General features: G+C 72.5%; 18 protein-coding genes. 9 read left to right on the forward strand and 9 right to left on the reverse strand.

Translation table 11 applies throughout. The annotated features are described in order from the left end of the window. Positions 1–111: 111 nt before the first annotated feature. Both AB0F62_RS32645 and AB0F62_RS32650 read right to left on the reverse strand, forming a co-directional pair. Entirely contained in the window at positions 112–699 is a 588-nt protein-coding gene (locus tag AB0F62_RS32645) for a pyridoxamine 5'-phosphate oxidase family protein (protein ID WP_361807623.1), read from the reverse strand. Between the two features lie 57 nt (positions 700–756). Continuing rightward, on the reverse strand, positions 757–1449 hold the full coding sequence (locus tag AB0F62_RS32650) for a pentapeptide repeat-containing protein (protein WP_361807626.1): 693 nt from the start codon (positions 1447–1449) through the stop codon (positions 757–759). Between the two features lie 142 nt (positions 1450–1591). Between AB0F62_RS32650 and AB0F62_RS32655 the strand changes: the two genes are divergently transcribed. Together AB0F62_RS32655 and AB0F62_RS32660 are read left to right on the forward strand one after the other, a co-directional pair. Beyond that, positions 1592–3070, forward strand: coding sequence for an FtsW/RodA/SpoVE family cell cycle protein (locus tag AB0F62_RS32655; protein ID WP_361807629.1), 1479 nt, complete (start codon positions 1592–1594; stop codon positions 3068–3070). Then, positions 3067–4530: a penicillin-binding transpeptidase domain-containing protein gene (locus tag AB0F62_RS32660; protein ID WP_361807632.1), complete on the forward strand. Its 1464-nt coding sequence runs from the start codon at positions 3067–3069 to the stop codon at positions 4528–4530. The genes AB0F62_RS32655 and AB0F62_RS32660 overlap by 4 nt, the downstream gene beginning before the upstream one ends. Positions 4531–4542: 12 nt before the next feature. On the opposite strand, the gene AB0F62_RS32665 is transcribed toward AB0F62_RS32660, so the two are convergent. Further along, positions 4543–5625, reverse strand: coding sequence for a ferritin-like domain-containing protein (locus AB0F62_RS32665; RefSeq protein WP_361807635.1), 1083 nt, complete (start codon positions 5623–5625; stop codon positions 4543–4545). Between the two features lie 52 nt (positions 5626–5677). Here AB0F62_RS32665 and AB0F62_RS32670 point away from each other — a divergent pair, with 52 nt between their 5' ends. The 7 genes from AB0F62_RS32670 to AB0F62_RS32700 all read left to right on the forward strand — a co-directional run bounded on the left by AB0F62_RS32670 (position 5678) and on the right by AB0F62_RS32700 (position 12483). Then, positions 5678–6580: a diiron oxygenase gene (locus AB0F62_RS32670; protein WP_361807638.1), complete on the forward strand. Its 903-nt coding sequence runs from the start codon at positions 5678–5680 to the stop codon at positions 6578–6580. Between the two features lie 30 nt (positions 6581–6610). Beyond that, complete coding sequence (locus AB0F62_RS32675; RefSeq protein ID WP_361807641.1) at positions 6611–7363, forward strand: TetR/AcrR family transcriptional regulator; 753 nt, start codon at positions 6611–6613, stop codon at positions 7361–7363. A gap of 34 nt (positions 7364–7397) precedes the next feature. Further along, entirely contained in the window at positions 7398–7664 is a 267-nt protein-coding gene (locus tag AB0F62_RS32680) for a hypothetical protein (RefSeq protein ID WP_361807644.1), read from the forward strand. 142 nt (positions 7665–7806) lie between these two features. Next, on the forward strand, positions 7807–9384 hold the full coding sequence (locus AB0F62_RS32685; RefSeq protein ID WP_361807647.1) for a glycosyl hydrolase family 18 protein: 1578 nt from the start codon (positions 7807–7809) through the stop codon (positions 9382–9384). Positions 9385–9511: 127 nt separating this feature from the next. Then, entirely contained in the window at positions 9512–10660 is a 1149-nt protein-coding gene (locus tag AB0F62_RS32690; RefSeq protein ID WP_361807650.1) for an NlpC/P60 family protein, read from the forward strand. A 131-nt stretch (positions 10661–10791) separates the two neighbouring features. Next, on the forward strand, positions 10792–11376 hold the full coding sequence (locus AB0F62_RS32695) for a TetR/AcrR family transcriptional regulator (protein WP_361807653.1): 585 nt from the start codon (positions 10792–10794) through the stop codon (positions 11374–11376). A gap of 102 nt (positions 11377–11478) precedes the next feature. Continuing rightward, complete coding sequence (locus tag AB0F62_RS32700) at positions 11479–12483, forward strand: zinc-dependent alcohol dehydrogenase family protein (RefSeq protein WP_361807656.1); 1005 nt, start codon at positions 11479–11481, stop codon at positions 12481–12483. 715 nt (positions 12484–13198) lie between these two features. Here the strand turns inward: AB0F62_RS32700 and AB0F62_RS32705 are convergent. From AB0F62_RS32705 to AB0F62_RS32730, 6 genes are all read right to left on the reverse strand, one after another. Further along, complete coding sequence (locus tag AB0F62_RS32705; RefSeq protein WP_361807660.1) at positions 13199–14632, reverse strand: selenium-binding protein SBP56-related protein; 1434 nt, start codon at positions 14630–14632, stop codon at positions 13199–13201. A gap of 256 nt (positions 14633–14888) precedes the next feature. Then, positions 14889–16124, reverse strand: a complete 1236-nt coding sequence (locus AB0F62_RS32710) for a styrene monooxygenase/indole monooxygenase family protein (RefSeq protein ID WP_361807663.1) — start codon at positions 16122–16124, stop codon at positions 14889–14891. A gap of 73 nt (positions 16125–16197) precedes the next feature. Continuing rightward, on the reverse strand, positions 16198–16800 hold the full coding sequence (locus AB0F62_RS32715; protein ID WP_361807666.1) for an ATP/GTP-binding protein: 603 nt from the start codon (positions 16798–16800) through the stop codon (positions 16198–16200). Position 16801: 1 nt separating this feature from the next. Next, on the reverse strand, positions 16802–17227 hold the full coding sequence (locus AB0F62_RS32720) for a DUF742 domain-containing protein (RefSeq protein WP_361807669.1): 426 nt from the start codon (positions 17225–17227) through the stop codon (positions 16802–16804). Further along, positions 17227–17745: a roadblock/LC7 domain-containing protein gene (locus tag AB0F62_RS32725; RefSeq protein WP_361807672.1), complete on the reverse strand. Its 519-nt coding sequence runs from the start codon at positions 17743–17745 to the stop codon at positions 17227–17229. Before AB0F62_RS32725 ends, AB0F62_RS32720 begins: the two co-directional genes overlap by 1 nt. Then, on the reverse strand, positions 17745–20372 hold the full coding sequence (locus AB0F62_RS32730; protein WP_361807675.1) for a nitrate- and nitrite sensing domain-containing protein: 2628 nt from the start codon (positions 20370–20372) through the stop codon (positions 17745–17747). The genes AB0F62_RS32725 and AB0F62_RS32730 overlap by 1 nt, the downstream gene beginning before the upstream one ends. Positions 20373–20619 lie beyond the last annotated feature (247 nt).

The raw sequence follows: 20619 nt of genomic DNA on the forward strand, positions 1-20619 counted from the left end.
CCCGAAGTAGCCGCCCCGACACCGCGGGCCCGCCGCCCGCGCCCCGTCCCGCCCGAGGGCGGCGTACACCGGCACCCCGCCGGCGCACGCCGCCCCTTCGCGTGGATCCGCTCAGGACGTCCGGGGCGGCAGCGGGAGCGGCAGTGCGGGCAGGCCGTCGAGGCTGGACGCGACGTGCGGCTTGCCCTGGCAGTACTCGCCGAAGGACTCCTCGGTCTCACGGGAGAAGCGCTGGGTGTGCAGCGGCCGCTCTTCCCGGAAGTCCATGGTGGGGACGGCGAATCCGCAGCTGTCGCTGATGCGTTCGGCGGTGACGACGATGACGGCACGGATGTCGGTGCGCTTGCGGATGTCGTCGGAGAAGTACGGGATGAGCGCGTCCCAGCGCGGGTCGTCGCGGAAGACGGGCTCGCCGCGCCCGTGCACCCGGACGATGGTGGGCGGCCCGGTGAAGGCGCACCACATCAGGGTGATGCGGCCGTTCTCCCGCAGGTGGGCGATGGTCTCGGCACCGCTGCCGCCGAGGTCGGCGTAGGCGAAGGTGCGGTCGTCGAGGAGGGCGAAGGAACCGTCGAGGCCCTTGGGCGACACATTGACGTGCCCGTCGCCGGACAGGGGGGCGGTGGCGGTGAAGAAGACCTTCTGCTCCTCGATGAAGGCGCGCAGGCGCCCGTCGATGCGTTCGTACGTCTTTCCCATGCCTGTGATTCTCCGGCGGCGGCCCGGCTTCCGCCGCGCCTTTTCGGCCGCGGGCCCTCAGCGCCGCGAACGCCGTGGGCCGCCGCCCTCCCCGTCCCGTACGACGATGCCCAGTGCGGCGGCCAGCGCGGGGGCGAGGTCGAGCAGTTGGGCGCTGCCGATGACGGCGCCGCGTAGGGAGTCATGGCCGTCGGCGAGGTCGAGGAGGGTGGCGCCGCGCAGATCGGCTCCGTCGAGTTCGGCGCGGCCGAGGCGGAGGCGTTCCAGGGCGGTGCCGGGGAAGGAGACGTCCTTGAGCCGGGCGCCGCCGAGGTCGACGTCGCGCAGGACGCAGTCCTCGAAGACGACCTCGTGCAGCCGGGCGGCGCGCAGGTTGACGGAGTCGAACTTGCAGCGCCGGAAGACCACGCGGCGCAGCACCGCCCCGAAGGCCTCGACCCCGGCGAGCACGCACGCGTCGGCGGTGGCGTCCATCCAGTTGGTCTCGGCCATCGAGGTGCCGACGAAGCGGTCGCCCTGCAGCCACATCTCGTTGAATCGCGCACGGCGCAGGCTGCCGCCCTCGAAGGCGGTGTCGGTGACGGCGCACTCGAGGAAGACGGCCCCGCCGGCGTCCTGCCCGCCGAGGGTGAGGCCGTCGAAGTGGACGGTGTCGTAGCGCTCCTCGACGGCCAGCGAGGACGCGTCGAACGGCTCCAGCGCCTCCGCGTACGGCAGCTCGGACAGGGACTGCGGTGCCTCGAGTGTCATGCCGGCCACGCTAGCGGGCCCCTCCGACAGGCGCCGGGCCGTCCGCAGCCGCCGCAGATCTGTCGCCGGACCGATGCGGGCGGCGGCCCGGTCTGTATGGATATGAGCGATTAGTCCGTCACATCTTGCTACGTTGCGTCCCATGACCGCGTCCGCCCCCGAGGCCTCACCGCCGACCGCCGTCGTACCCGGCGTCCGGCCGCCCCGGCGCCGGGGGGTCGAGCTGGCGCTGCTCGTCGGCGCGGTGCTGATCCCGGTCTACGGCTACTGCGCGGTGGGGCTGGCCCGCGACGGCGCCGTGCCGCCGGGGGCGGCCGGTCACGGGGCGGCGCTCGGCGGCCTGGCGCTGGTCGCCCATCTGTCGGTGCGCTTGCGCGCCCCGTACGCGGACCCCCTGCTGCTGCCGATCGGGGTGCTGCTCAACGGCCTCGGCCTGGTTCTGATCCACCGCCTCGACCTGGAGACCCCGGAGGCCGCCGCGCCGGCCCAACTGGTCTGGTCCGGGCTGGGGGTGGCCCTGTTCATCGCGGTGGTCCTGTTCCTGCGCGACCACCGCACCCTCGCCCGGTACGCGTACCTGAGCGTCGTGGCGGCCCTGGTCCTGATGATCGCGCCGATCCTCTTCCCCGCCGTGAACGGTGCCCGGATCTGGATCCGCGTCGCGGACCTCTCCCTCCAGCCGGGCGAGTTCGCGAAGGTGCTGCTGGCGGTCTTCTTCGCGGCGTACCTCGCGGACAACCGCAGCGCGCTCGCGTACACCGGACGGCGGATCTGGCGGTTCCGGCGACTGCAGTTGCCGACCGGCCGGGTGCTCGGCCCGGTGCTGGCGATCTGGGCGATCAGCCTCGGCGTGCTGCTCGTGGAGCGCGATCTGGGGACCTCGCTGCTGTTCTTCGGGCTCTTCGTGATCCTGCTCTACGTCGCCTCCGGCCGCACCGGCTGGATCGCGATCGGGCTGCTGCTGTCGGCGGCCGGGGCCTTCCTCGTCGGCTCGTTCGAACCGCATGTGCACTCCCGGGTGGCGGACTGGCTGCGTCCGTTCGCCAGCATCGAGGCGGGTCAGGGGCCGGGCCAGCTGGCGCAGTCGCTGTTCGCGTTCTCCGCCGGGGGGCTGCTGGGCACCGGCCTGGGCGAAGGGCACTCGATCCTGATCGGTTTCGCGGCCAAGTCCGACTTCATCCTGGCGACGGCGGGCGAGGAGCTGGGCCTGACCGGGCTGACCGCCCTGTTCCTGCTCTACGGGCTGCTGGTGGCCCGGGGCTACCGGGCGGGGCTGTCGATCCGCGAACCCTTCGGCCGGCTGCTGGCCATCGGGCTGGCGTCGATCGTCGCGCTGCAGGTCTTCGTGATCGCCGGCGGGGTGACCGGTCTGATCCCGCTGACCGGGATGGCGATGCCCTTCCTGGCGCAGGGCGGTTCCTCGGTCGTCACCAACTGGATGATCGTCGCGCTGCTGATCCTGCTCAGCGACACGGCCCGTCGCCCGCCGCCCGGCCCGGACGGCGGCGGAACAGACCGCGGAACAGACCGCGGAACAGACCGCGGAACAGACCGCGGAATGGACGGCGGAATGGACGGCGGAATGGACGGCGGAACACATCGCGGGACGGGCGCGGGATGACCCCGCACGCCCGGCGGGCCGCCGCGCTGTGCCTGCTGCTGTTCGTGGCCCTGCTGGTGAACGCCATCCGGGTGCAGGTGGTGCGGGCCCCCGTGTACGACGACAACCCCGCCAACCGGCGGGTGCCGATCGCCCGTTACGCCCAGCCGCGCGGCGACATCCTCGTCGGCGGCCGGGCCGTGACCGGCTCCCGGTCCACCGGCGGCCAGCTGGACTGGGTCCGCACCTACACCGACGGCCCGCTGTACGCCCCGGTGACCGGCTTCGCCTCCCAGACCTACGGCACGGCGCTGCTGGAGGCGGCCGAGGACGACATCCTCTCCGGCGCCTCCCCCGACCTGTCCGCGCTCCCCCTGTGGAACGCGGTCACCAGGCGGCCGCCGCCGCCCGGTGACGTCCGCACCACCATCGACGCGGCCGCCCAGAAGGCCGCGTACAAGGCGATGGCCGGCAAGAAGGGCGCGGTCGCCGCCCTCGACCCGCTGACCGGCCGCATCCTGGCGCTCGTCAGCACGCCCTCATACGATCCCGGGGCGATCGCCGGCACCGGGCCCGAGGCGCTCGGCGCCTGGCGCCGGCTCGTCTCCGCCGGGGACCAGCCGATGCTCAACCGGGCGCTGCGCCAGACGTATCCGCCCGGTTCCACCTTCAAGACGGTGACCGCGGTCGCGGCGCTGACCGCCGGTGTGGTCACCGACATCAAGAAGCCCACCGACTCCCCGAACCCCTATCCCCTGCCGGGCTCGGCGACGGTGCTGGGCAACGAGTCGGCGTCCGCGGACTGCGAGGACGCGCCGCTGCTGTACGCGTACGCGATCTCCTGCAACACCGTCTTCGGCAAGCTCGGCGACGACGTCGGGCTGCGGGCGATGCGCGAGACGGCGGAGGCCTTCGGCTTCAACGACCCCTCCGTCGGCGTCCCGTCGCACCCCGCGGTCAGCGTCTTCGACCGCCGCATGGACGCCGCGCAGCTGGCGCTGTCGTCCATCGGGCAGTACGACACACGGGCCACGCCGCTGCAGATGGCGATGGTCGCCGCGGCCGTGGCCAACGACGGCACGCTGATGTACCCGCATCTGGTCGACCGGACGACCGACAGCGCGGGCCGTCCGATGGCGATCACCGGGGACCGGGCGTACGGGCAGGTGATGGACTCGGTCGTGGCGTTCGCGATGCAGGACATGATGGTCGCCGTGGTGCGGCACGGCACCGGCCGCAACGCCGCCATCCCCGGCGTGCTGGTGGGCGGGAAGACGGGCACGGCGCAGCACGGCGAGGACAACCGCGAGTCCCCCTTCGCCTGGTTCATCTCCTGGGCGAAGGAGAGCCGAGGGGCCCCGGCCCGGGTCGCCGTGGCCGTCGTCGTGGAGGACGCCGCCGCCGACCGCGCCGACATCAGCGGTGGCGGGAAGGCGGCCCCGGTCGCCCGCGCCGTGATGCGCGCGGTGCTGCGGCGCTGAACCGCGGCGGGTTCAGTCCCGGCCGCCGAGCGCGATGGCCTCGGCGACCTCAGCGGCCCGTTCGGCCTCCTCCTTGGCGAAGCGCTCCGCGTCGAGCCGCTCGGCGATCTCCTCGTCCTGCGCCATGAGCAGGTCGAGGTTGGAGTCGCCCATCTCGAAGACGCCCATGTCGACGTAGGCGCGCTGCAGCCGCTCGCCCCACAGCCCGATGTCCTTCACGCACGGCACGATGCGGCTGAACAGCAGTTTGCGGAACAACTGCAGATACTCCGAGCGCTCGCTGAGCTCCTCGGCCTCCTGCCGCGGGATGCCGAAGTCCTCCAGCACCTCGGCGCCGCGCAGCCGGTCGCGCATGAGGTAGCAGCCCTCGATGACGAACTCCTCGCGCTCGCGCAGTTCGGCGTCGGACAGCTGCTTGTAGTGGTCGCGCAGCGCCATCCGCCCGAAGGCGACGTGCCGGGCCTCGTCCTGCATGACGTAGGCGAGGATCTGCTTGGGCAGCGGCTTGTCGGTGGTGTCGCGGAGCATCCCGAAGGCGGCCAGCGCCAGTCCCTCGATGAGCACCTGCATGCCGAGGTAGGGCATGTCCCAGCGGGAGTCGCGGAGGGTGTCGCCGAGCAGGGCCTGCAGCGAGTCGTTGATCGGGTAGACCATGCCGACCTTCTCGCGCAGGAAGCGCGAGTAGATCTCGGCGTGCCGTGCCTCGTCCATGGTCTGGGTCGCGGAGTAGAACTTCGCGTCGAGGTCGGGCACCGACTCCACGATGCGCGCGGCGCAGACCATCGCGCCCTGCTCACCGTGGAGGAACTGGCTGAACTGCCAGGACGCGTAGGCGCGGCGCAGGTCGCGCTTGTTCCGCTCGGACATCTTGTCCCAGTAGGGGGTGCCCCAGATGGTCATGTTCTGGTCCGGCACGCCGAGCGGGTCGTACGGGTCCACCTCGATGTCCCAGTCGATGCGGGTCACCGCGTCCCACTGCTTGTCCTTGCCCTTCTGGTAGAGGGCGAGCAGCCGGTCGCGCCCGCCGTCGTACTCCCAGGAGAAGCGGGCCGCTCCGGAAGCCGGGATCTCCCACAAGTTGTCCTGCGACGGCATTGGCGCCTCCTCGACTCTTGACGGGCTTGCTGACACACAGTCTCATAAGACCATGACCGCTGGCACCCCTCTTGCAACGCGTGAAAAAGTGGCGGAGCGGCTGCTCGACGCCTCCGCGAAACACTCCTTCGACCCGGACACCGAGCTCGACTGGGACGCGCCCTTCGAGGACGGCAAGTGGTTCTGGCCGCCCGAGTTGTGCTCGCTGTACGACACCCCGCTGTGGAAGCACATGTCGCAGGAGCAGCGGATCGAGCTGAGCCGGCACGAGTCGGCGTCGCTGGCCTCGATCGGCATCTGGTTCGAGATCATCCTGATGCAGCTGCTGCTGCGGCACTCCTACGACCTGGACCCGACCAGCGGTCACGTCCGCTACGCGCTGACCGAGATCGCGGACGAGTGCCGCCACTCGAAGATGTTCGCGCGGCTGGTGACCCGGCTCGGCACGCCGGTGTACCGGCCGTCCCGGGCGGACCACAACCTGGGCCGGGTGCTCAAGACGGTCTCCACCACGCCCGGCTCCTTCACCGGCACCCTGCTCGCCGAGGAGATCCTGGACTGGATGCAGCGGCTGACCTTCCCGGACGAGCGGGTGCAGCCGCTGACCCGGGGTGTGACCCGCATCCACGTGGTCGAGGAGGCCCGGCACATCCGCTACGCCCGCGAGGAGCTGCGCCGCCAGATGAGTTCGGCGCCGCGCTGGGAGATCGCCTTCACCCGGGTCTCCTCCGCCGAGGCGGCCCGCGTGATCGCCCGGTCGCTGATCAGCCCGCGGGTGTACGCCTCCGTGGGCCTCGACCCGAGGTACGCCGCCGAACTGGCCCGCACCAGTCCGCACCGCCGCGACGTGATGCGGCAGGCGGCCCGGAAGCTCATGGACTTCCTGGACGAGATCGGCATGTTCGAGGGTCCGGGCGTACGGCGCATGTGGCGCACCTCGGGGCTTCTCGGGTAGGAGGGCGCGCGGCCGGATACGCTGGCGTTCATGAACGGCCGTTCGACGCCGGCGCCCGCCGCTCCCGCCTATCGCCGGCTGAGCGTCGAGCAGCGCCGCACCCAGCTTCTCGCCGCCGCCGTGGACCTCTTCGGGCACCGGCGGCCCGAGGACGTCTCGGTCGACGACGTCGCCGCGGCCGCCGGGGTCTCCCGCCCCCTGGTCTACCGCTACTTCCCGGGCGGGAAGCAGCAGCTGTACGAGGCCGCCATGCGCAACGCCGCCGAGGAGCTGCGGGCCTGCTTCGTGGAGCCGGCCGAGGGCGAGATGACCCAGCGCCTGTCCAACGCGCTGGACCGCTACCTCGCGTTCGTGGACGAGCACGACGCGGCGTACTCCGCGCTGCTGCGCGGCGGCAGCGTCGCCGAGACCAGCCGGACCGACGCCATCGTGGACGGGGTCAGGCGCAGCGCGGCCGAGCAGATCCTGATGCACCTGGGCGCCCCGCGGCCCGGTCCGCGGCTCGCGATGATGGTGCGCTCCTGGATCGCCAGTGTGGAGGCCGTGTCGCTGACCTGGCTGGACGAGGGCAAGCGGCCCCCGGCCGAGGAGCTGCGGCGGTGGCTGGTGGACCACTTCGTCGCGCTGCTGCTGGCCAGCTCCACCACCGACCAGGAGACGGCGGAGGTCGCCCTGGCCGCCCTGGAGCGGGAGACCGCGGGCAGCCCCGCCGGGGACCTGGCCCGCCGGGTGGCCCCGCTGGCCCAGGCAGTCGCACATCTGCTCCCACCTGCCGTTTCCTGAACGTGGCCCCCTCCGGAGGGCCTACTCTGTGCCCGTGAGGCATGAGGACACGGAATTTGTCGGAGGGCCGCTGGACGGCCGCGTACTGGGGGTGCTGACCGGCATCACCGGACAGCCCCCGAAGGTGTACGAGGTGCCGGTGCCGCAGGAGGACGGCGCGCCCCCGGTCGTGCACGTCTATCATCGCGAGCCCAGTCCGGGGCCGCGCGCGCAGCGCCGCACCCGGTGGGTCTTCGTCTACGACCCGGAGGGGAACCGGCCGGAGAAGCCGCGCTGGCCCTGGTCGAAGCGGCGGACCTGAGCGCCCCGGGGGCCGCACCGCCGGACGGGGGATCCGGGCGACCGGTCGCGGAGATGGTCCGGACCATTGACAGGATTGGTCCAGACCTGTTTGCTGCGAGTTGTCATGCGCACTTCTTCTTCCCCCCGAAGGAGCGGCCCCCATGAGACACCTCGTCGCCGCGACGGCGACCCTCGCCTGCACCGCCGTCCTCGGCGGGCTGGTCGCCCTCGCCCCCACGGCGCACGCCGGTGAGTTCCTGGCCAACGGAGGCTTCGAGTCGGGCGACCTGTCCGGCTGGAGCTGCGACTCCGGCACCACACAGGCGGTCACCGGGCAGGCCAGGAGCGGCGGCTACGCGCTCGCCGGCACTCCCGGCGGCTCCGGGACCGCCCAGTGCAAGCAGACGGTCGGCGTCGCCCCGAACACGACGTACACCTACTCGGCCCAGGTCAAGGGGAGCTATGTCTACATCGGCGTGGACGGCGGCGCGAGCACCTGGACCCCGGGCACCGGCGGCGGCTACCAGCAGCTGAGCGTGAACTTCACGACGGGCGCGAACCAGACCAGCGCGACCGTCTACGTCCACGGCTGGTACGCGCAGCCCACGTACTACGCCGACGACCTCTCGCTCAACGGGCCCGGCGGCCCCACGCCGACCCCGACCCCCACGCCCACACCAACGCCCACCCCGACACCGACACCGACGCCCACCCCGACCCCGACTCCCTCGTCGCACGCCCTGGTCGGCTATCTGCACTCCAGCTTCGCCAACGGCTCGGGGTACGTCCGCATGGCCGACGTCCCGGCGAGCTGGGACTACATCGACCTCGCCTTCGGCGAACCCACCTCCACCACCTCGGGGGACATCCGCTTCGCCCGCTGCCCGGTCGCCGAGTGCCCGAACGTCGAGTCCGACGCGGAGTTCAAGGCGGCCATCAAGGCCAAGCAGGCTCAGGGCAAGAAGGTGCTGATCTCCATCGGCGGCCAGAACGGGCAGGTCCAGCTCACCACCGCCGCCGCCCGCGACGCCTTCGTCACCTCGGTGAGCAGGATCATCGACACCTGGGGACTGGACGGCCTCGACATCGACTTCGAGGGCCACTCCCTCTCACTGAACGCCGGGGACACCGACTTCAGGAACCCGACCACACCGGTCGTGGTCAACCTGATCTCCGCGCTCAAGACCCTCAAGGCCAGGTACGGCAGCGGATTCGTGCTGACCATGGCCCCCGAGACCTTCTTCGTCCAGCTCGGCTACCAGTTCTACGGCCCCGGGCCCAACGGCGCCCAGGACCCGCGGGCGGGGGCGTACCTCCCGGTGATCCACGCGCTGCGGAACGACCTGACGCTCCTCCACGTCCAGGACTACAACTCCGGGCCGATCATGGGGCTGGACAACCAGTACCACCAGATGGGCGGCGCCGACTTCCACATCGCCATGACCGACATGCTCCTCACCGGCTTCCCGGTCGCGGGCAACACCTCCCGGGTGTTCCCGGCACTCTCCCCGTCCCAGGTGGCCATCGGCCTGCCGGCCAGCAGCAACGCGGGCAACGGCTGGACCACCCCGGCCGAGGTGAACAAGGCGCTCGACTGCCTTACCAGGAAGGTCAACTGCGGCGGCTACACCACCCACGGCACCTGGCCGTCGCTGCGCGGGCTGATGACCTGGTCGGTGAACTGGGACAAGTACGGCAACTGGGAATTCCAGCGGAATTTCGACACCTATTTCGGGTGACGACGGACGAACGGGTGGCTCCACAGCCGGTGGAGCCGCACGTTCCGGCCGGTCCCTCTGTCGCAGCCGACCCGATCATGTAAGGATCTACCCGCAGGTGTGCAGTCGGACAAGCGGAGGTGACGGTATGTCAGCAGCACGCCGGCCCGGGGGTTGGGTGCGCAGGGCACTCGTCTGCGGGACGCTGCTGGCCGCTGCGGCCCTGGGAATGCCCGCCCATGCCTATGCCGCCCCCGACGATCCGGTGCCGAACGAGCAGACGCTCGTGGTGCTGCTGGAGCGGCTGCAGGACCTCTACCTCAAGGCCGAGCAGGCCACCGAGACCTACGACCAGGCCAAGGTCGAGCTCGAGGAGAACCAGAGCAAGGCCGACCGCCTCGACCGGCAGCTCGCCGAGGAGCGCACCGCGCTCAGCGACGCCCGCGCGCTGGCCGGGCAGCTGGCGCGGGAGCAGTACAAGTCGGGCGGCGTCTCCCCGTATCTCAACCTGCTGCTCAGCAGCGATCCGCAGGACGCCTTCGCCCAGGGCCACATGCTCGACCGCGCCGCGGGCAGCCAGGCCGAACTCGTCGCCCAGCTGGAGAACGGCGAGAAGCGGATCTCCGCGCTCAACCGGGCCCAGCAGCACGCGCTGGACGGTTCGGAACAGCTGGAGAAGAAGCAGCGCGAGGCCAAGGAGGAGATCGAGCGGCAACTGTCCGATGTCGAGCGGATCCTCGCCGGGCTGACCGGCACCCAGATCGAGGACCTCCAGCGGCTGGAGGAGCAGGGCATCGACCAGGCCCAGGCGGCCTTCCTCCGCTCGGGCAAGCTCGGCTCCCTGACGCTCGCGCCGTCCCTGGCCGGCAACAGGGCGCTGAGCTTCGCCTACGCCCAGCTCGGCAAGCCGTACGTCTGGGGCGCCGAGGGCCCGAAGGCGTACGACTGCTCGGGGCTCACCTCGCGGGCCTGGGAGCACGGGGGGACGGTCATCCCGCGCACCAGCCAGGAGCAGTGGAAGCAGCTCCCGCACGTCCCGCTGAACCTGCTGCGCCCCGGCGACCTGGTGGTCTACTTCCCCGGCGCCACCCACGTGGCGATCTACATCGGCAACGGCAGGGTCATCCAGGCCCCGCGCCCGGGCGGCGTCGTCAAGATCTCCCCGATCGCCGCCAACCCGATCCTCGGCGCCGTGCGCCCCGACTCCGGGGCCCCGTCGATGAAGCGCTACACCTCGCCGGTCGCCCCCAAGGGCGCCACCGCTCCGACCCCGCTGGGCGGGGCTCCGCGCTCCTGACCGCACGGCGGTGCCCCGCGGGACGGGGCACCGCTCCGGTGTGACCGGGACCTCACCCGCATCGGACAGACCTGTCTGTTAGTTTTGGTGCGCGGGGCCACCGGGCCCCGGTGAGGATCGAGGTGAGCGGCATGCCCGCGACGGTGAAGCGCCCTCCGGCGCGCGAGCGCATACTGACGACGGCCGAGGCGCTGTTCTCCGCGCACGGCCTGCGCGGCGTGGGCGTCGACCGGATCATCGCGGAGTCGGGCGTGGCCAAGTCCACGCTCTATGTGCACTTCCCCTCCAAGGACGAACTGGCCGCCGCGTATCTGCGCCGGGTCGACGACTCCTGGCGGGGCAAGCTGCGCGCCGCCGCCCTCGCCGCGGGTGACGATCCCCGCGAGCAGTTGGTGGGGCTCTTCGACGCGGTCGCCGCCTCGTACGAGCGGCACGGTTTCCACGGCTGCCCCTTCATCAACGCCGCCGCCGAGAGCGAGCCGGGCAGCCAGCCGCACGAGGTGACCGTCGAGCACAAGCGGACCGTGCGCACATGGGTGCGCGGGCTGGCCGCGGCGGCCGGCGCCGCGGACCCCGACGAGCTGGCGCTGCAGCTGACGCTGCTCGTCGACGGCACCCTGGCCGCGGGCAAGCTGGAGCAGAACCCGGCGATGCCCGCCGCCGCCAAGGCCGCGGCGCGCGCCGCGGTCGAGCGGGCCTGCCCGCCCGCCGCCTGACCCCTCCCCCCGCCCGCCCTCGTCCACACGCTGCGCAGTGGAGGGGCGAGGCTGTTCTCCGCCCCGAATCAAACAGACCTGTCTGTTCGAAAGGATGTCCCCATGACCCCCCGTCCCACGATGCGAGCCGCGATGCTGGAACGGTTCGGCGACCCGCTGACCCTGAGCGAGATCGTGACGCCGTCGCCCGGCCCCGGCCAGGTGCTGGTCCGGATCGCCGCCGCCGGCGTGAACCCCCTGGACACCAAGATCCGCGCGGGAAAGGCCGCGCACGCCCGCACGGTGCTGCCCGCGGTACTCGGCCTGGACCTGGCCGGCGTGGTCGAGGAGGTCGGCGCGGACGTCACCGGGTTCGCCCCCGGAGACGAGGTCTACGGGATGACCGGCGGCGTCGGCGACCTGCAGGGCTCCCTCGCCGAGTACGCGGCGGTGGACGCACGGCTGCTGGCCCACAAGCCCCACGCCCTGACGATGCGTCAGGCAGCGGCCCTTCCCCTGGTCCTGATCACCGCGTGGGAGGGCCTGGTGGACCGGGCGGGGGTGCGCGAGGGGCAGAAGGTACTCGTCCACGGCGGCGCCGGCGGCATCGGCCACGTGGCCGTCCAACTGGCCCGTACCCGGGGCGCCGAGGTCTTCGCCACCGGCTCCCCGCGGAGCCTGGAGGCGATCGCCTCGCTGGGCGCGACGCCGATCGACCACACGACGACCCCGGTCGAGGAGTACGTCGCCGAGCACACCGGCGGCGAGGGCTTCGACATCGTCTTCGACACCGTCGGCGGGGAGACGCTCGACGCCTCCTTCACCGCCGTCCGCGTCCACACCGGGCATGTGGTGAGCGCGCTCGGCTGGGGCACCCACAGCATCGCGCCCCTGTCCTTCCGCGGGGCCACCTACTCCGGGGTCTTCACCCTGCTGCCGATGCTCACCGGCCGCGGGCGCGAGCACCACGGCGAGATCCTGCGCGAGGCCGCCGCCCTCGCCGAGGCCGGGACGCTCCGGCCGCGGGTCGACCCGCGCCGCTTCACCCTCGCCACGGCCGCCGCCGCGCACGAGGCGGTCGAGCGGGGATCCGCCGAGGGCAAGGTCGTCGTGGACGTCACCGGCTGACGGCGCCGGGCGACGCCGCCGGGTGCGTGGGTGGTTCGGCTGTCCCGCCGTCTGGCTCCCTTCGGTCGCAAAGATGCGGGCTGCGGACGGGGAGGGAGGGGCCTGGGGCTTCGCGGCGGTGTGCGGGCCGGTGGTCGGCGGGGGTTCAGGCGCCGGAGCGGGGTGCCTTTCCAGTGGCGCGGGTCTCGTTGCCGTCCGCGCGTATAGATGACCGCTTCCACGCCTACTCCCGGTGGTGGGCGCGCCAGCCGTAACCGGCGTCTGCGGCTGATTCGGGGTGCTGTCGAGGGGCGGGCGGGACATCGGGCTCGCTTTCGCCGACATAGTCGGCGGAACAGAGCCCGATCCTTGAGCCAGGGAAGACCGGGCCCGCTTTCACCGACTATGTCGGCGAAACAGAGCCCGATCTCGCAAAGCCACCCGCCGAGCCCGGTGCCCGCCGGGAAATCACCCGCAGACGCAGGTCACGGCGGGCGCGCCACCCACGGACGGTGGGCGTGGCAACCAGCCATCTCTACCCGCGGACGGCGACGAGACAGACAGCACCGAAGAGGAAACCCGCTCCGGCGCCTGAACCCCCGCCGCAAACCCACCCGCACACGCCCGACGAGAGCCGCCCCCACCCTCCCTCCGCAGCCGGCCTCCTTGCGACCGAAGGGAGCGAGACGGCGGGAAAGCCGACCACCCACCGGCACCGCCACCCCGCACCACCCGGTCAGTGGCGGAAGCAGTACGAGTCCGAGGACGCGTCGCCGCCCTGCAGGCGTGTCTGGTGCACCCGCAGGCCCAGGAAGTCCTGGCCGTGCGGGAAGAAGCGGCTGTCGACGGTTAGCCCGCCCTGCGAGGTATCGGCGTCGAGGCCGATCATCCACGGGTCGATGCCCGCGGGATAGAACTGCGCGTCCCAGGCGGCGTACAGGGAGTTCGTCAGGTACACACGCCGTCCGTCGCGGCTGAGCTCGACCATCTGCGCCCCGCCCGTCAGCGGGACGTCCGGCTCGGCCGGGTGCGGCTGCCGGGCGGCGATGCCGCCGAGGCGCACGGACGCGGTCCGCCTCGGACGGGACGGGTCGCTCACGTCGTACTGGAGCAGATCGCCGGTTCCCCAGGCGGACACGTACAGCCACCGGTCGTCCACCGACAGGTCGATGTCGGTGATCAGAGGGGGCACGGCACCGAACGGCTGGAGCGCCGGGGGCAGATCCTCCGTCCGCGCGGGCTCGGCGGGGACGGTGATCACCTCGCGGACCGTGAAGTCCTCGCCCTCCCTCTCCCACAGCCAGACCGACGCCGACAGGTCCTCCACGTTGACCACGGTGTTCGTGAACCCCCAGGTCGCCTCGGGGTCGTGTGAGGGGCGCAGTTCCAGCGCCATCTGGTGCTCGTCGCCCAGGTCGACGCGCTGCAGATGCTGGCCGGAGTCCAGCTCCCAGAAGTGCAGTGCGTGCCCGTAGCGGCGGTCCAGCAGCAGTTCGGGGACGAGCCCGTCCTCGATCATCGAGGGGCTGCCCCACTCGCTGGTCACGGCGATGTTCCGGCGCAGATGCCACCAGACGTCGTAGGCGAGCCGCTGCGGTCCGCGGTCGCTCTCCCAGGCGCGCAGCACATCGAAGCTCTCGTGGTCCAGCAGCGCGACGCCGCCGGGCCCGTCCGCGCCATCCGCGCCGTCCGCGCCGCCCAGGCAGGACAGAAACACCCCGTCGGGGCCGCAGTGGAGGGTGTGCGGACGCGAATATCCGGCCTTGGCCGCCAGTTCCCCGGGCTCGATCACCTTCACCAGGCGCGGGCGGGCGGGATCGGGGCCGGTGTCGAAGACGTGCAGCCGGGAGGAGCGCAGTCCCGGGACGATGAGGTAGCGCCGCGAGGGGTGGTGGTGACCGGCATGCGCCAGCGCGCTCGAGCAGGCGTTCCAGCCGAAGTGGTGCAGTTCGTCGCCGCGGCCGGGCATCTCGACGTGGGCGGCGACCTGCCCGTACGCCGGGGACCCCGGATCGGTGACGACGGTGAACAGCGCGTCCGGGCGCCGTCCGGCCGGGTCGAAACCGACCACATAGGCGAGCTTCTCCGGGGGCGCGGCGACGGCGTCCGCCGGGGTGCGGTACAGGGTGGGGTCCAGATGGCCGTCGCGGTCGTGCTCGGTCGTCGTCATGGCTGTTCCCTCTCCCGTACGGGAGCCTGGACCAGCGGCCTCGCGGCGGACGGCCGGGCTCGACCGTACGGGATCTGTGTGCGGACGCCGGACAGATGTCCCGTAAGACGAGCGTTTCACAGCCCCGGAGCACTGCCAAGGCGGGGGCGTGACGACCGGCACCCCGGCCGCCGGGGCCGGGCGCCGGGTGTCCCGTGTGGGTATGCGGGCGGCCGCCGATGACCGGCGACGGCGGCCGTCCGCGGGCGGCGGCCCCTCAGGCCCCGGCGACCGAGGCCAGGTAGGCGGCGGTGGCCTCCGGGTCGTAGAAGTACGACTCGTAGTCCGACGGGTCGTCGAAGCCGTTGGCGAAGCGGTTCGCGACCGCCGGCAGCTGCCCGGCGGCCCCGATCAGCCCCAGGATGTGCTCCGGCGGCGGGCCGAGCAGAGCGTTGGTCCACTTCGTCACCGGCTCGGCGGTGGCCCAGAAGCGGGCGAAGGCGGACTCCATCCAGTCCCGGTCGAAGGGCTTGTCGCCCTGCTCGACGATGGCGTCGAGGTAGGCGGCCGCGCACTTGGAGGCGCTGTTGGAGCCCTGTCCGGTGATCGGGTCGTTGGCCACGACGACGTCGGCGACGCCCAGCACCAGGCCGCCGGAGGGGAGCTCGGCGACGGGGTGCCGGACGACCGGGGCGAAGCGGCCCGAGAGCGTGCCTCCCACGTCGGTCAGCTCCACGTCGCGGGCGCGGTCGTACTCCCAGGGAAGGTGACGCTTCATCAGGTCAAGCGTGATGCGCAGGTGCTCCTGCGGGTCCTTGACGCCGTCGAAGACATCGAGCGGACCGCCCGGCACACCCTCCCAGAAGAGGATGTCGCAGGGGCCGGAGGTGGTCAGCGCCGGGATGACGATCAGTTCGCCGGCTCCGGGCACCATGTTGAGCCGCACCGCGTGGAAGTCCGGGTGTTCCGGACGCGGTCCGAGACCGTGCACGTAGGCGACGGCCAGCGAGCGCTGCGGGCTGTCATAGGGGGAGCGCGCGGCGTCCCGGCCGAACATGGAGACCAGTTCGCCCTTGCCCGCCGCGACCATCACCAGGTCGTAGGCGCGGGAGAAGTAGTCCAGGTCTCCGACGGTCACCCCGTGGACGACCAGCTTGCCGCCGCGCTCGACGAAGGTCTCGAGCCAGCCGGCCATCTTCACCCGCTGGTCGACGGACTGCGCATAGGCGTCGAGCCGGCCCACCCAGTCGATGGGACGGGAGCCGTCGGGCGCCGCGACGGAGACGCCCAGGCCCTCGATCCGGGGGGTCTGGTCCTCCCAGAAACCGAGGCCCAGGTCACGCTCGTGCCCCAGCGCCGTGTCGAACATGCACTGTGTGGACATGACACGCCCCTGGCGTATCTCGTCCGCCGTGCGGTTGGACATGACGGTGACCTCGTATCCCCGGGACTGCAGCCCCAGGGCCAGTTGGAGCCCGGACTGGCCGGCTCCCACGATCAGTATCTTGCGCAAGTCGGCATGCTCTCTCGTACGGTGCGGCTTGGGTGCGTCCGGTGGGCGTCCCCACGACTCCCCCGGAAGACTGCTACTCCGGCTGGGCTATGAGGGCCTGCTTGACCAGGGCCAGCAGGACCTGGACCACCGACTCGCGGTCGCGGGCGTCGCATATCACCACCGGGATCTCGTCCGGCACGGCGAGCGCCTCGCGGACGTCGATCTCGTCGTACGCGGTGGTGCCCTCGAAGTGGTTGACCGCCACCGCGTAGGGCAGGCCGCTGCTCTCGAAGTAGTCCAGTGCCGGGAAGGCGTCGGCGAGCCTGCGGGTGTCGGCGAGGACGACCGCGCCGATCGCCCCGCGCACCAGGTCGTCCCACATGAACCAGAAGCGCTGCTGGCCGGGCGTGCCGAACAGATACAGCACCAGCTCCCGGTCGAGGGTGATCCGCCCGAAGTCCATCGCCACCGTGGTGGTGGTCTTGTCCGGGGTGGACCCGAGGTCGTCGATGTCCTCACTGGCCCGGGTCATCACCGCCTCGGTGGTGAGCGGGGTGATCTCCGAGACCGCGCCGACGAAGGTGGTCTTGCCCACGCCGAAGCCGCCCGCCACCACGATCTTGGTCGAGGTGGGGGCGTGGCTCACGTCCAGTTGCCACTCCTGCAGGCCGTCTTCTTCCGCGAGGGACGACATGTCAGAGCCTGCGAAGTCCACCGAGCACCCTCTCCAGCAGTGCGCGATCCGGGGTGCCGGGCCCGTGCCCGGTCCCGTACACGCGGATCCTTCCCTGATCGGCCAGGTCGCTGAGCAGGACCCGGACGACGCCGAGCGGCATGCGCAGCAGCGCCGAGATCTCGGCCACCGAGCGCATCCGGCGGCACAGCTCCACGATGGCCCGCATCTCCGGCATGACGCGCTCGGCCCAGCTGCCCGCGGTCAGTTCCCGGCGCTCGGCGGAGGCGTCGATCGTCGCGACGAAGGTCTCCACGAGCAGCACATGGCCGAAGGACGTACGGCCGCCGGTCAGCGCGTAGGGCCGCACCCGGGCGGCTCTGCGCCCGGCACCCCGTACCGGGAGCGCGGCGGCCGCCCGGGCCGCGGGGATCACCTCACGGCGCATCAGCGGCCCTCCTCGATCGCCTGGCGCAGCTCCGTGCGGAGCGCGGGGGTGAGCGCATGGCCGGCCCGGCCCACGAACAGGGCCATGTGGTAGGCCACCACGCTCATGTCGCACTCGGCGTCCGCGTGGACCCCGAGCAGTGAGCCGTCGCCGATCGTCATGACGAACACACTGCCGTTCTCCATCGACACGCCCGTCTGCCGCACCCCGCCGCCGTCCATCAGGCGCGCCGCGCCTTCGGTCAGCGACGCGATCCCGGAGACCACCGTGGCCAGGTCGGCCGAGGTGCCCGCCGGGCCCTTGGGCCGTCCGGCCGCGCCGTCCGCCGCCTCCTCGTCCGTCCCGTCGGCCTCGTCGGCCTCGGGCTCGGAGGTCAGCAGCAGCAGTCCGTCCGAGGACACGACCGCCACGGAGCGGACGCCTGGCACGTCCTCCACGAAATTGCTCAGCAGCCACTGGAGGTTACGTGCCTCGTGGCTCAGGCCCCGTTCACTCTGGGTGTCCGTACCGGCCGACATCAACCGCGTGCCTCCTCGACGCCTTCGGCTTCGACTTGTTGGTGTCCCCCCGAACTGCCTTCTGCTGCGGCCTCGTCCGCCGCCCCCCGCGGCGCGGGCAGACCGCGCCGGATCTCCTGCGTCTCGGCCTCGGCCTCCGCCCGGCCGTCACGCAGACCCCTGGCGAAGCCGCCGAGCCTGCGCCGCAGCTCCTCCGGGTCCACCCCGCCGGCTTGCCGGGCCTCTGCACGAAGCTGCGGCTCCCCCGACAGCCCCGTGGAACGGGGCACGCGCTGCGGCAGGCCCTTGGCGGTGAGCCCCGATGCCCCGGGCGCCTCAGCGGGCGCGGGCGCCGCGGGCTCCGGAACGGGCTGGTCCGCGCGGGCGTGCTCGATGGCCTCGCTCCCGGACGCGGGCGCGGCGGCCGGTTCCTCGGCGACGGGCGTGCTCGCGGGCTCCGCGGCACGCTCCGGTTCCGCGGCGACCGGTGCCGTTGCGGCGACCGGTTCGGTCGCGGCGGCCGTCGCCGGTTCGGCCCGCTCGCCGTCCCCGGCCTGCCGGGCCGTCGTCTCCTCGGGCTCCTCGGCACTCTCGGGCCGCGGACGCCGCAGCGCCTTGCGCGGCTGCCACGGCTCGCCCGCGACGGCAGCCTCCACGGGGGTCTGCGGGCCGTCCGGGTCCTCCGCCGGTGCCGTCAGCGCGGTGGGCACGACCACCACGGCGGTGGTGCCGCCGCGCTTGGCGTCGCGGAGCTGGACGCGGATGCCGTGCCGCGCGGCGAGCCGGGCGACCACGTACATCCCCATGCCGGTGGTCTCCTCGCCGGCGCCGTGCTCCGCGGGATCGGCCTGCGTCAGCAGCGCGTTGAGCTCGTCCAGCCGGGCCGTGGGGATGCCGATGCCCTGGTCCTCGACCGACAGCATCAGCTCGCCGCTCTCCAGCATCCAGCCGGACAGCTGCACCTCGTTCTCCGGCGGCGAGAAGGCGGCGGCGTTCTCCAGGAGTTCGGCGACCAGGTGGCTCAGGTCGTCGGAGGCGAAGCCGGCGATCCGCCCGGCGGGAAGCTGCTGGATGCGGACGCGCTCGTACTTGTCGATCTCGGAGACCGCGGCACGCGCGACGTCGACCAGCGGAACGGGCTTGGCGTGCGTGTGGCCGTGTTCGACGCCGGCCAGGAGCAGCAGGTTCTCGCTGTTGCGGCGCATGCGGGTGGCCAGGTGGTCGAGCCGGAACAGCTGCGCGAGCTCTTCCGGGTCGTGGACCAGGTCCTCCAGCCGCTCGATCAGGGTGAGCTGGCGCTCGACCAGACCGAGGGTGCGCAGCGTCAGATTGGCGTACGTGCTGTGGACGTTGCCCTGCAGCGTGCCCAGGCGGCTGGTGAGCGCCTCCTGCTTGCCGTGCAGCAGATCGCGCTCCGCGGCGAGGGCGTCGCGTACGCCCTGGAGCTTGGTGTGCTCGGCGTCCTGCGCGGCGACCCGCCCGCGCAGCCCGGCGATCTCGGCACGGAGCGCGTTCACGGCCCGGGCCGTCGCGGCGAACTCGTCGCCGCCGACCACCCTGACCTGCTCGTCGGCGGGGACGTCGCCGCGCGCGAAGCGGGCCAGGGCGGCGGCCGGGCGGGTGATCGAGCGGGCCGTGGAGACGCTGACGCCGAGGACGAGCAGGAAGCACACCCCGGCGAGGGCGATGTGGAGTTCGAGGGCCGTCACGTCGTCGTCGCGCAGCGCGGCGAGCCGGTCGGCGGAGGCGGCCGCGAGCGAGGACTCGACGCCGCGCATCATGTCGATCCGCGCGGAAAGGGCGGCCTGTACCGATCCCGGCTTGAGCGCGCGGTCGGCGGTGGAGAGCGCGGAGCCGTTCAGCAGCCGCTTCAGGCGCTTCTCGGCCTCGCTGACGTCGGAACCGGTGACCGTCTGGTCGTACTGCTCGACGGCGGCCGGCGAGGCCCCGCCGCGGAAGTCGGTGAGCGCGGCCCGCTCGCTGACGGCGGCCGTCTGCGCGGCGCCGATCAGGCCGGGCCCCCCGTCTCCCGCGGTGAGCGCGCCGACCAGGAGGCCGCGCTGGGCGGCGGCCTGGTCGACGGCGCGGGCGAGCGCCGGGAGCGCGGTGGTGTCGGCGGAGGCGCCGCGGGCGGGCAGCGAGCGGGCGACCGCTGCGGCGACCCCGTTCAGCGCGCGGATGGCCGGGTCGTAGGCCGCGACGGCCGCCGCGGCGGAGCCGGGGCCGGAGAGCACCTTCTGCCGGACGGCGGGGAGTTCGCCGAGCCGCCGGGCGACCTCGGCGGTCGCGTCGGCGAAGGCCGGGGCGTCGTCGGTGTCGGCGTCGGCGGCCTCCGCGAGCACTTCCTCGACCTGGCGGTCGACCCGCTCGCGTTGGCTCTCCGAGACGCCCGTACCGCCCTCGGTGGAGCGGCCGCCGGCCACGAAGACCGCCATGCCGTCGCGTTCGTCGGCCAGCGCGTGGGACAGCGAGACCGCCTGGGCCTCGAGTCGCGCCATGCCGACCAGCCGCTGGGACTCGGCCAGATCGCGCACGGCCGTGGCCACGCCCGGCGCGGAGGCCGCCAGGACCGTGACGGCGCAGATCAGCAGGGCGCCCAGCAGTCGCTGCCGTACGCGCTTGGTCCGCGGGTTACGTCGTGTTCGCACCGGTGCTCGCTATCCCGTCTCGCCTGATCCACTGGTCCCGAGATGACGACACATCGGCCGAGCACCGAGCACGGCAACGTCTGGCCTCATCCCGGCATCGTTCCGACCTTCTCAGGCCGACCCGGAATGCAGATGTGCGTCCCCCGCCCCGACACCCGAACGAGTGAATCGCACGCACAAGTTGACGTTCAACTCGGCGGCGGGATCGTTACGCGCGCGTCCCCGGACGGGCCCGACGGAAAACTGG

It is taken from the genome of Streptomyces sp. NPDC026673 (genome assembly GCF_040638135.1).
Lineage (GTDB): Bacteria > Actinomycetota > Actinomycetes > Streptomycetales > Streptomycetaceae > Actinacidiphila.

Bases quoted from the DNA above. Each gene is read 5' to 3' on its own strand.
- AB0F62_RS32665 (WP_361807635.1), bottom strand. From the start codon at position 5,625: ATGCCGTCGCAGGACAACTTGTGGGAGATCCCGGCTTCCGGAGCGGCC.
- AB0F62_RS32715 (WP_361807666.1), bottom strand. From the start codon at position 16,800: ATGTCGTCCCTCGCGGAAGAAGACGGCCTGCAGGAGTGGCAACTGGAC.
- AB0F62_RS32720 (WP_361807669.1), bottom strand. From the start codon at position 17,227: ATGCGCCGTGAGGTGATCCCCGCGGCCCGGGCGGCCGCCGCGCTCCCG.
- AB0F62_RS32725 (WP_361807672.1), bottom strand. From the start codon at position 17,745: ATGTCGGCCGGTACGGACACCCAGAGTGAACGGGGCCTGAGCCACGAG.
- AB0F62_RS32695 (WP_361807653.1), top strand. From the start codon at position 10,792: ATGCCCGCGACGGTGAAGCGCCCTCCGGCGCGCGAGCGCATACTGACG.
- AB0F62_RS32700 (WP_361807656.1), top strand. From the start codon at position 11,479: ATGACCCCCCGTCCCACGATGCGAGCCGCGATGCTGGAACGGTTCGGC.
- AB0F62_RS32645 (WP_361807623.1), bottom strand. From the start codon at position 699: ATGGGAAAGACGTACGAACGCATCGACGGGCGCCTGCGCGCCTTCATC.
- AB0F62_RS32650 (WP_361807626.1), bottom strand. From the start codon at position 1,449: ATGACACTCGAGGCACCGCAGTCCCTGTCCGAGCTGCCGTACGCGGAG.
- AB0F62_RS32670 (WP_361807638.1), top strand. From the start codon at position 5,678: ATGACCGCTGGCACCCCTCTTGCAACGCGTGAAAAAGTGGCGGAGCGG.
- AB0F62_RS32655 (WP_361807629.1), top strand. From the start codon at position 1,592: ATGACCGCGTCCGCCCCCGAGGCCTCACCGCCGACCGCCGTCGTACCC.
- AB0F62_RS32675 (WP_361807641.1), top strand. From the start codon at position 6,611: ATGAACGGCCGTTCGACGCCGGCGCCCGCCGCTCCCGCCTATCGCCGG.
- AB0F62_RS32685 (WP_361807647.1), top strand. From the start codon at position 7,807: ATGAGACACCTCGTCGCCGCGACGGCGACCCTCGCCTGCACCGCCGTC.
- AB0F62_RS32705 (WP_361807660.1), bottom strand. From the start codon at position 14,632: ATGACGACGACCGAGCACGACCGCGACGGCCATCTGGACCCCACCCTG.
- AB0F62_RS32660 (WP_361807632.1), top strand. From the start codon at position 3,067: ATGACCCCGCACGCCCGGCGGGCCGCCGCGCTGTGCCTGCTGCTGTTC.
- AB0F62_RS32690 (WP_361807650.1), top strand. From the start codon at position 9,512: ATGTCAGCAGCACGCCGGCCCGGGGGTTGGGTGCGCAGGGCACTCGTC.